General features: G+C 50.0%; 8 protein-coding genes. 6 read left to right on the forward strand and 2 right to left on the reverse strand.

Annotation, left to right across the window (positions count from 1 at the left end):
- The first annotated feature begins 42 nt into the window (after positions 1-42).
- The 3 genes from J4G07_10225 (at position 43) to J4G07_10235 (ending at position 4,020) form a co-directional block, all read left to right on the forward strand.
- Positions 43-1,440, forward strand: a complete 1,398-nt coding sequence (locus J4G07_10225; GenBank protein ID MCE2414372.1) for a sulfatase — start codon at positions 43-45, stop codon at positions 1,438-1,440.
- A 238-nt stretch (positions 1,441-1,678) separates the two neighbouring features.
- Positions 1,679-2,698: a mannonate dehydratase gene (locus J4G07_10230; protein MCE2414373.1), complete on the forward strand. Its 1,020-nt coding sequence runs from the start codon at positions 1,679-1,681 to the stop codon at positions 2,696-2,698.
- A gap of 2 nt (positions 2,699-2,700) precedes the next feature.
- Positions 2,701-4,020, forward strand: coding sequence for a PQQ-like beta-propeller repeat protein (locus J4G07_10235; GenBank protein ID MCE2414374.1), 1,320 nt, complete (start codon positions 2,701-2,703; stop codon positions 4,018-4,020).
- Positions 4,021-4,037: 17 nt separating this feature from the next.
- Here J4G07_10235 and J4G07_10240 read toward each other — a convergent pair whose 3' ends face one another.
- A complete protein-coding gene (locus J4G07_10240) occupies positions 4,038-5,123 on the reverse strand; it encodes an exo-alpha-sialidase (GenBank protein ID MCE2414375.1) in 1,086 nt (361 codons plus the stop codon).
- Between the two features lie 608 nt (positions 5,124-5,731).
- Between J4G07_10240 and J4G07_10245 the strand changes: the two genes are divergently transcribed.
- The 3 genes from J4G07_10245 (at position 5,732) to J4G07_10255 (ending at position 9,661) form a co-directional block, all read left to right on the forward strand.
- The gene (locus J4G07_10245; protein ID MCE2414376.1) at positions 5,732-6,952 is read left to right on the forward strand and encodes a tetratricopeptide repeat protein; all 1,221 of its coding nucleotides are present in this window, start codon (positions 5,732-5,734) and stop codon (positions 6,950-6,952) included.
- The gene (locus tag J4G07_10250) at positions 6,924-7,826 is read left to right on the forward strand and encodes a formylglycine-generating enzyme family protein (protein ID MCE2414377.1); all 903 of its coding nucleotides are present in this window, start codon (positions 6,924-6,926) and stop codon (positions 7,824-7,826) included. The genes J4G07_10245 and J4G07_10250 overlap by 29 nt, the downstream gene beginning before the upstream one ends.
- A 356-nt stretch (positions 7,827-8,182) precedes the next feature.
- Positions 8,183-9,661 (forward strand): CRTAC1 family protein, encoded by a 1,479-nt coding sequence (locus tag J4G07_10255; GenBank protein ID MCE2414378.1) that lies wholly within the window; start codon positions 8,183-8,185, stop codon positions 9,659-9,661.
- Between the two features lie 59 nt (positions 9,662-9,720).
- On the opposite strand, the gene J4G07_10260 is transcribed toward J4G07_10255, so the two are convergent.
- Positions 9,721-10,440 (reverse strand): hypothetical protein, encoded by a 720-nt coding sequence (locus J4G07_10260; GenBank protein ID MCE2414379.1) that lies wholly within the window; start codon positions 10,438-10,440, stop codon positions 9,721-9,723.
- Between the last annotated feature and the right edge of the window lie 407 nt (positions 10,441-10,847).

Raw genomic sequence — 10,847 nt, forward strand, 5'->3', positions numbered from 1 at the left:
AAAATTTGCACTCATTTGTAAATCTAAAGGGGGAAAAATTAATTGAGCAGACCCAATATCCTATTCATCATGTCCGACGACCACGCTTCACATGCTATCAGCAGTTACGGAAGTCGGATTAACGAAACACCGCACCTCGATCGTATCGCTGATGGCGGTATGATTCTCCAAAACTGTTTCTGTGTCAACTCTATATGCACACCGAGTCGTGCGAACATTTTGACCGGCAAACACAGCCACCTCAACGGCGTCAAGACGCTATCAGATCCCCTTGACGGTAGGATACCGAACGTCGCGAAGATGCTCCAAGCTGACGGCTATCAGACAGCAATGGTAGGTAAATGGCATCTCGGGCACGGCGGAAACGCAGACCCGACAGGCTTCGACTACTGGAATGTCCTACCCGGACAAGGGCTCTATCACGATCCGGTAATGCTCGACCCTGATGGCGAGAAAACCCATAAAGGCTATGCCACTGATATCATCACCGATTTCTCATTGGAATGGTTGCAGAATCGGGACAAGGAGAGACCTTTCTTTATGATGTGCCACCACAAGGCACCACACCGTCCGTGGGATTCCGATGAGAAACACGCACACATGTTCGAGGACGAAGATGTTCCGATGCCGGACAACTTTTTCGACGATTACGCCAACCGTTCAAATGCGGCAAAAGACGCGAAAATGCGGGTCTTCGGTCACATGAGTGAAAGAGATCTTAAGATTGATACACTCGGTCCGCCGCCTGACGGATTATCGGAGGAAGAGTTAGCAAACTGGCAGTATCAACGATACATTAAGGAATATTTGCGATGCGTCGCCTCAATCGACGATAACGTTGGACGGATGCTCGACTATCTCGATGAGGAAGGTATCGCAGACGACACACTCATCATTTATACCTCTGATCAGGGATTCTTCTTGGGCGACCACGGCTGGTATGACAAGCGGTTCATGTACGAAGAATCCTTACGGATGCCATTCCTCGTCCGCTACCCGCGCGAGATACAACCGGGCAGTTCATCCGATGCAATGGCACTGAATATCGACTTCGCAGAAACTTGGCTCGACTATGCGGGACTTCCGATCCCAGAGGACATGCAGGGAACAAGTATGCGGTCCATCTTAAACGGCGAAACACCAGACGATTGGCGAACGTCAATGTACTACCGCTACTGGATGCACCTCACACACCACTATGTTCCAGCGCACTACGGGATCCGAACGCATCGTTATAAACTTATCTATTACTACGGCGAGGCGCTCGGCACAACGGGTTCGGTTGATGAACCGAAAGCACCGGAATGGGAACTCTTCGATCTTGAGAAAGACCCGAACGAGATGTGCAGTGTCTACGACGATCCGGCATACGCCGACATCGTCACCGAATTGACAGCGGAGTTATATCGACTCAAAGCTGAGGCAGGAGACGAAGAGTAGTTGTCGGCTCTCGGGGCGTTCGCTACGCTCACTCTCAGCGGTCAGTTAAAGAGGTATTTAATGGTAGCCCGGTAGGTGCGGAATGTAATACATTGTCCTGCAAGTCCATACGCGACTTGCGCTATGGATTTAGTCTATTCCCAGACGAAATCCCCTAACCGCATCGAGCATCGTTAGGAAATTACTGAATTAAATTGCTAATTTTCATTCAACCTCATCACCAACATGGAGGCAAAAAATGGCAACGCAAACCCCTTTGAGCAATATTGAACCCGGTATGAAAGTTACGGCACAGATGTCGCCGGAACCGAGCGAGGCAGATTTGCAGCTTGCTAAGCAGATGGATGTCGAATATGTCGTCCTCTGGACAAACGGCGAAAATGCGAATTACGACTATTTCATGAGTCGCCGCGAGATTTTCGAGAACGCAGGACTCAAGATATACGGGTTTGGTAACAGCGATGTCCACAATCAGGACGGGATCGTGTTGAACTTAGAGAACCGCGACGCGAAGATCGAACAGTATAAACGGTACATCCGTGACCTCGGTAGGGCAGGGATTCCGTATACAACCTATGCGCACATGGGCAACGGCATCTGGAGCACCGAACGTGAGACAACTCGCGGCGGCGCGAGTGCGAGAGGATTCAACCTTGACGCGGCACAGGAAGGGCATTGGGGCGGTAAATTGTATCCGATGCCACTCTCTCACGGACGCGAATTCAGTGAAGATGAACTTTGGGATAACTACACCTACTTCATTCAACAAGCCGCACCCGTCGCTGAGGAAGCAGGCGTGATGATTGGTATCCACCCCGACGACCCACCCGCGGTGCATCTCGCCGGAATTCCGAGGTGTATCTTTAGCAGTTTTGAAGGCTACAAACGCGCACTTGAAATCGCCGATAGTCCGAATGTCGGTATGTGCTTCTGTGTTGGTTGTTGGTTGGAAGGCGGTGAACTCATGGGCAAAGATGTCATTGAATCTATTCGCTACTTCGGCGAACGGAACAAAATCTTCAAAGTCCATTTCCGTAACGTTGATCAGCCGCTCCCGCATTTCGTTGAGACCTTCGTCGACAACGGTTATCAGGATATGTATCAAGTCGCGAAAGTTCTGCGAGAGGTTAACTTCAACGGCGTGCTAATCCCCGACCATATTCCGAGTATGGGGGGTGACGGTCGCGTTGGCACGGCGTATACGATCGCCTATATGAATGCTCTCGTGAAGCGGGCGAACGAGGAGGTCGCTGCGTGACAATACCTGCGCGAGCCTTCCTTCTATTCATCCTAAGTCTTCCGCTAATCGTATCGGCGGATTGGAATGATTTTCTTGGTCCAGAACGAAACGGTAAATCGCAAGAGAAAATTGAGATCGCGCCGTGGCGGAACACGGGTCCCCCAGTCGTCTGGCATAAGAAGATCGGCATCAGTTACGGGGCACCGACCATCGCAGATAGACGCTTGTTTATCTTCGCGCGTCATGGCGACATGGCGCGTCTCACTTGTATGGAAAGCGACACTGGGACCGAGCTTTGGCGATTTGAATACCCCACAGACTACGAGGATATGTACGGATATAACAATGGACCACGGTCTTGCCCGGTTGTTGATGAAGAACGTGTCTATATCTTCGGGGTTCAGGGAAAGTTGCACTGTCTGAATGTGTCGGATGGGAGCGTATTATGGAAGATGGATACGGCAGCGCGTTACAATGTCGTTCAAAACTTTTTCGGGACGGCTTCAACACCAATCGTTGAAGGCGAGTTGCTCATTGCCCAAATTGGGGGTTCCCCACCGGGAACCCCGAAAAATATCTGGGCATCAGACGGCAGACCCCCATCAAATAGCACGGGTATCGTCGCGTTCAACAAATACACAGGGAAGGTCGTTTACAAAATCAGTGACGAATTAGCAAGCTACGCCAGCCCCATCACGGCAACAATTGCTGGACGCCGTTGGGGGTTCATGTTTTCTCGAGATGGACTTGTCGGTTTTGAACCCACGACGGGTAAAATAGACTTCCACTATCCGTGGCGCTGTCCGAAGATTGAATCTGTCAATGCCTCGAATCCAGTTGTTGCAGATGACCTCGTATTTATCAGTGAATCTTACGAGGTCGGCAGTTCCGTCCTCCAAGTGCATCCCGGTGGCTACAAGGTCGTTTGGAAGGATCCAGAGCGCCGCCGAGACCAATCCCTGCGGCTGCACTGGAACACCGCTGTCCATCACGAGGGGCATCTCTACGCCTGTAGTAGCAGGCACTCCAGCGGCGCGGAACTCCGGTGTGTAGAACTCAAGACCGGCAAAGTCGTGTGGGGACAACGCGTTGACGAACGTGCATCTTTACTTTGGGTGAATGACCATTTCATCTTCCTCGGTGAATATGGACGGTTGATGCTGCTTAAATGCACCCCTGAAAAGATGGAGATCCTTTCTGAAGCAGTTCCAAGAGACGAAAATGGAAGACAATTTATAGAATATCCTGCATGGTCGACCCCTGCATTGTCAAATGGGCTGTTATACGTGCGAGGCAAAGACAGGTTAGTCTGCTTTGCGCTCACCGCGCAAAAAGACTAAGGATCCGTGTCTCTTGACTAAGGCTTCCACAGTGTCGCTTCAATGAACCTATCACCATCAGGCTCCTCATCGAAATAGTAAGCGGTCACTATAGTTCCATCAGGACGTTGGACCGTGCGCGGATACCCGATATCGGGATCTCCGCCATTATCTCGCAAAACGATCTCTTCACCCCACGTTTCACCAGCATCACTGCTCAATTTGGCACATATCCGATGCGGGGCATCCCGATACCCGTAAATGAGGCAGAGACGTCCGTCGTGAAGATGGGTTAGCGTTGGTGGGTTTCCACCGCGCCCCGTATTCTCTACAGGTCGATTCATGTAATCCCACGTCCGTCCGTTATCATCTGAAGCGTAGAGATCAATCCAGTTCTGCCGTTCTTCCCAGTCAGTAATCGTATGACCACCGCCTCGGCACCGAACCGCGACCAGAATCTTTGAATCAGACAACCGAACGCTTGCTGGCATAATCGCGAACCCCTCAGGCTCCGGTCCGATCTGAGACAACAATGAAAAGGATTCACTCCCATCGGTGGTTTTCGCACAGAATATCAAACCCTCCTCACCGTCCGCTTTCGATGCCGTGAGGAACAACAAACATTCTTCTGAACTCGAGACGAGATAATCCGTCCGAGCGGCGATACCGGTATAATCAAACATCGGAAGCCGATAGGGACCCTTCCAACTCTGACACCTGTCTAAAGAGGTGTAAAACCATGAGTACGATCCCGCTCTCAGTCCGGCTCGGCTGCACATCATCGCAAAATCCGGGTGCGTAAAATCGATGCGCGGGGGTGTGTCAAACGAAACCTCCGCTGTTGACCTATGCTGCTCTTCTACATGTTCGTCTGCAGAAAGCGTGCCCCTTGCGGGCAACCGACACGGTGTTTCTGAAACACTCCATGTTTCACCGCCATCATAACTTCGTGCCTGCATTCCGACAAACGGTTTATCGCGGTCACGGCGATGGAACCCTGCATCCGATTTGTGATAGCCAACCGTGAATCCGACAACGATTTCGTTGCCCCATGCCCAAATACCGTAATTCGCTGGCCAACCGGCGTAGCGCCCCGGTTCTCGATAGATTGTAACCTGTTGCATCCTTGTTTCTATTCTCCCATCTTTTGAACGTAGGTGTGTGAACCCTGTCTCAGTCAATTTCTGCACAGTATAGCACTAACACGGCTTTTTCTCTATGGAAAACTTGACTTTTTTCAGCACTACGGTTAAAATTTATAGTGGAGTTAACGTGAGTTTGACATAAGCGTATCGTTGGAAACCTGTCTCATTCTCACAGGGACCCCAGTGGATTGTCGGGTTTCGCTATGTTTATTTTTCTCAATGTGCCCTGAAAACGGAGACGTTTGTGGCGAAACTGAAGGCTTCTGGTTCTTCATCGCTCTACCCGACCTACGGGGTCTCTACGGTTAAAATTTATAGTAAAGTTTGGGCAATCTTAAGAAAGATACACATTTCGCCCCGCTGGGGCTGCCCTTTGGAACATAGATGTTTCTTTTTTTCCGAGCTGCGTTTGGGTCAGAAACTTTCAGAAAAACCAGAAATACTTTGGAAAACTGGGTATGAAGTCGACAGAAATTGTCCAAACTATAGTATAATTCAAGAAAAGTTTCTAATTTATTGCTCTTAACCCAAATTATAGCCTGCATTCTCACTGTGAAGCAGACGCAGGCGGATATACGGAATAGAACATGAGACCCCTGAAGAAACGCCCAAGCAAAAACACCCACCTCAACGAACTGCAAGGTAAAATTAAAAAGATAATTGTAATTATCTTTTTCCTCTGTTTGCCGCTATCTGGAATTATTGCCGAAAAATCCGGTGACCACAGTGCATACGTCCAACACGTAGAGCAGGGGCTCCTTTCCATGTTTCAAGGCGACAATCTGCAAGCTATCTCCGAGTTTGAAGCCGCACTCACGATTGAACCCGATCATTACGAAATCTTGCACTACCTCGGCATGGCAAACGCCCAAGTGGAATTCTGGAACAAATCCGTTGAAAACTACCAACGCTCCTTAGCACTGATGCCTGACAACATCGAAGGGCTCTACTCGCTTGGTGTTGCCTATTTCAGGCTTGATCAGTGGACAGATGCCGTGCCAAGTCTCCAACGGGTCATAGAGCTTTCACCGCAACACGCACGCGGGTATGAAATGCTCGGTAAATCACTCGTAAAACTCCGTCGCTACGCCGAAGCCGTTCCGATCCTGACAAAGGCACTTACGCTGACACCACATACCGCAGGTCTCTATTATGAACGCGGCACGGCGCATCTCAATCTAAATGCATACCCCGAAGCGATAGAGAACTTCAAACTGGCAATAACGCATGGTCCAACAGGTTATGCTGAGCCACACTACGGACTCGGCACGGCGTATTTTCGATCAGGCGACCGGGAGAAAAGCAGAGCGGAAATGCAAATCTATCAGCGGCTTCAAAAGGAATTCGCTGAATACGAACGCCTCACCCGTCTCACGCGAGCGGAGCCGAACAACCTTGAAGCATGGACGGAATTAGCCACCCTTCTCATGAACCAAAAAAACTATGCCAAGGCAGTCTCAGTCTTTCAGAAATGCATTGAACTCGCACCCAATAATGCCCACTTCTATCATGGACTGAGCCGTGCCTTCATGAGTCTTAACTATCCTAAACATGCCGCGGAAGCCGCCAGAAAAGCCGTCCAACTGATGCCGAACCAAGCGATTCTCTACAACACCCTCGGTAGCACTTACGCCATGCAAGGCGAATCGCAAAAGGCACTGGATGCATTCCGAAAAGCCGTCGAACTCGATAGCGACGAGCCTCACTACCACCTCAATCTTTCAAGAATCTATCAGGGCATCGGCAACCAAAAACTCGCGCAGGAGCATCATCGCATCTATGAATATCTTTTGTCCAAACAGAAGTAGGGGGTTTTTGCTTTGGTATTTCCCCAAGGTCGCCTTACCCCTACGGATCGGTATTACAGCACAAGGTCTGCTTCTCGTGCTCCTCAGCGTTGGTATCAGTTTTGGCGTATCCGCGGAGGATACAGAGAATCTCATATTTGTCTCTGCAGGCACCTTTACGATGGGAAGCGACACCCGCGCCGCTGATGAAAAGCCGATGCATAAAGTCTACCTCGATGCCTATTACATCAGTAAATATGAGGTTACGAACGCCGAGTACTACGAATTTTGGAAACGGCAATTAGAGACGGCATCTCCTGGAGAAACACCGCACCACACCCCGGAAAACTTCGCACATCTCCCACAGATTGGCGATTGGCCCGCACGCGCAGAACAGTTCCCGAATCACCCCATCGTGGGTGTCTCGTGGCACGATGCCAACGCTTACGCAGCGTGGAAAGGTATGCGACTCCCGACAGAGGCGGAGTGGGAGAAAGCGGCACGTGGCTACACCAATCGAACATGGCCCTGGGGGAATGCGCTTGAACTCTACGCGAACACAGCGGAAAATGACGACGGTTATGAGAACCGTCTCGCCCCTGTCGGCAGTTTCCCGAAAGGCAAAAGCTACTACGGTGCCATGGATATGGCGGGGAACGTCTGGGAATGGACAGCCGACTGGTACAGCGATGTCTACTATTGGCATACCTCACGAGCCGCGACGAAACGTCCGAAACAGAATCCGACAGGACCGGTGGTTGGGAGTTGGCGTGTCATTCGTGGCGGTTCATGGCTCGATACCATCGCCCGATGTAGCACTACATTTCGGTTTTATCTCTATCCTAACCTAAAAACTTCCTTTGTCGGTTTCCGATTGGCAAAAGCCTCAAAGTAGTTGTCAGTCGTCGGTTCGGGTTGCTGACGCAATCCTTTCGGTTATCAGTCAGGAGGTTTCGTCCAACCATCTCTCCAGTCTGGAATATTTCAACAGGGCGTGGATTGTTACGGAACGCATCTTTAACTGAAAACTCTCACTGCGAGGCAAACTGAAAGCGAACGAACTGAAAACCATTCAAAACAATGCTGAAAAATCAGAATCTAAAATCGTTATTACAGGTGCTCCTATTCCTTCTGCTAACTGTAGGTATCGCTGCCTCACAATCCCCTATCTTCGTAGACGTTACCACAGAAGCAGGTATCCACTTTACACATGACCAAGGCAGCACCGAACACAAACACATCATCGAGACAATGGGGTCCGGGACGGTTTTCTTCGATTACGACACCGATGGGGATCCCGACCTGTACTTCGTTAACAGCGGTAGCGTTCCGCAAGGCACCCCACACACACTTGGGAATGTCCTCTATCGAAACGAAGGGAATGGACGTTTCACGGATGTTACTGAAATCTCAGGAACAGGGGACACAGGATACGGAATGGCGGCATCTGCGGGGGATATCGACAATGACGGTGATCCCGACCTCTATGTCGCCAACTTCGGACAGGATAAACTCTACCGAAACAACGGCGACGGCACCTTTACCGACATCACCGAAGCCGCTGGTATAGATAACACGCTCTGGAGTATCGCCGCCGTCTATCTCGATTTTGACGTGGATGGCGACTTAGACATCTTCGTCGTCAACTATCTGGTGTACGATTTGTCAATGCCGGTCTCCACTTACAAAGGCGTTATCGGCTACGGGCACCCGCGTAGTTACGAAGGAACACCCGATGTCCTCTACCGAAACAACGGCGACGGCACCTTCACGAATATTGCCGAGACAGCAGGCGTGACAAACCCCGTCGAAGGAAGAGGTATGGCAGCGGTCGCTTGGGACTACGATCAAGACGGATTCCCTGATATCTATGTCGCCAACGACACCAACAGAAATTTCCTATACCATAACAATGGCGACGGCACCTTCACGGATGAAAGCATCTTCATCGGTGTCGGTTACGACGAGAGAGGTGTCGCTGAAGGTTCTATGGGGGTAGACTGTGCAGACTACAACGGCGATGGATGGTTCGATCTCATCGTTGCGAATTCGGAGAAGGCGACCCTCTATAAGAACGAGGCGGGACTCTTCTTCGCAGATGCGACGGCTGACAGTGGGTTGGAACAACCGACACTCCCGTATGTTGGTTTTAGTCCGCTCTTTCTGGATTACGATAACGACGGACACCTCGACATGTTCTGTGCAAACGGACACCCGCAAGATGTCGTTGAAATCTTGATGGACAATGAAACTTATGCCCAACGCGACCAGATCTTTCAAAACAACAGCGATGGCACTTATACCGATGTCTCTACATCTGCGGGAACTTACTTCTCGGAGCCACTTGTTGGTAGAGCCGCCGCGACGGCTGACTACGACACCGATGGCGATCCTGATATCGTTATCATGAATTCCAATCAGCGTGCAGTGCTACTGCGGAATGACGGCGGGAACCTGAAAAATTGGCTAAGCATCAAACTGATCGGAACGCAGAGCAATCGAGACGGTATCGGTGCGAAGGTCACAGTAACGGCAGGAGACATAACGCAGATACGGGAAGTGAAAAGCGGTTCAAGCTACGCCTCAGGCAGCGATACACGTTTACTGTTCGGCTTGGGAGAAAATCGGGGTATTGAGAAAGTAAGGATCGTCTGGCAAAGCGGGACCACACAAGAATTGCGAGACGTATCCATCAACCAGATTCTGACAATTGTGGAGCCGGAAGAGTAGGACAACAAAAAACCCGCATCCTGATTTGGACGCGGGTTTTTCGTTAACGATCAAAATTACTATCTCTTGAGATCTGCCCATCGAACCGCGAGTTTACCTTGGGGTTCAACCGGTGTAAGGACATCCAAGAAGAGGTTATCCTTCGTGGGAGCAATGAGAAGATCGGTATCGGTCGGTTCAAAGCGGAGGTTGACGTAATCCGCGCCACCCGATTCACCACATTTGTAGTGCAAGAAATTCTCGCCTTTATTGAACTGAACCTCGGTTGGCGTTGTGACTTCGCGAACTCCACCTGTCCAGGCACTGTTATCATAGACCTGTTCGCCGTTGATCCAGATTTGTGCGTAATCATCATGTGCGGGGTGCATCGTTGTCGTCCGTTCATCGGGTGAAATAACGACGATGAGACCGTGCCATGTGATGTCCCCACCATCAGCAAGTCCATGGCTTGTGGACATGTTCAGTTGGTCTTCGGTATTGATGTCAACAATGGACCACGCGAGAGAACCACCATTATCTGGAAGGCTCACGATGGCATTCGCTGTTTTTCCAGCACCGTCGCGTGTGGAGACGGAGGCGTTTGAAATCAAACCACCGGTACCTTCAGCGAGGTAGTCAATTGTTGCTGATGTGCCAAAACCACCTGTATCGGTAACGAGGTCGAGTCCCCACCATTTTGCAATCCAATTATCACCTGCTGGCTGCCAATTCTGTGCGAAAGCCATCGGCGCGATCATGACAACACAGGCAAGTGTGATAAAGATTGTGAACTTTTTCATAGCTATGAAATCTCCTTCTTTAAAAAATATACAAACGGTTCAGAGTTCTTGAGCAAGAAGCGCGCTTCCCAAAATCTCATCACCTCATCATTTTTTTACTATCGGTGATAGCAGTACTGCGTGCAAATCACGCTTTTTAATGCTGACGTTCCACCGGTAATCTGTCAGCGGTGATACGTCACCCCGAGAAGCCGATAGAATACACACAATTAATTATAGCACTTTTCACATATAGATTGCAAGAAAAAAGTGCAAAATAACCGATTTTTTAAAAAGTTTAGCAGAATGCCCCAATTTTGTCAACTTTAATTTGATCAACTCCGTTTTACATGCTATAATAACCTGAATTCCGGCAAACGTCGATCACCCCTCTTTTTACATAACGTGATTAAAAGTAGTAGGCACAC

The organism is Candidatus Poribacteria bacterium, from assembly GCA_021295715.1.
Lineage (GTDB): Bacteria > Poribacteria > WGA-4E > WGA-4E > WGA-3G > WGA-3G.

Coding starts and splice junctions, on each gene's coding strand:
- J4G07_10245 (MCE2414376.1), top strand. CDS start 5,732: ATGAGACCCCTGAAGAAACGCCCAAGCAAAAACACCCACCTCAACGAA.
- J4G07_10230 (MCE2414373.1), top strand. CDS start 1,679: ATGGCAACGCAAACCCCTTTGAGCAATATTGAACCCGGTATGAAAGTT.
- J4G07_10260 (MCE2414379.1), bottom strand. CDS start 10,440: ATGAAAAAGTTCACAATCTTTATCACACTTGCCTGTGTTGTCATGATC.
- J4G07_10255 (MCE2414378.1), top strand. CDS start 8,183: ATGGGGTCCGGGACGGTTTTCTTCGATTACGACACCGATGGGGATCCC.
- J4G07_10240 (MCE2414375.1), bottom strand. CDS start 5,123: ATGCAACAGGTTACAATCTATCGAGAACCGGGGCGCTACGCCGGTTGG.
- J4G07_10250 (MCE2414377.1), top strand. CDS start 6,924: ATGAATATCTTTTGTCCAAACAGAAGTAGGGGGTTTTTGCTTTGGTAT.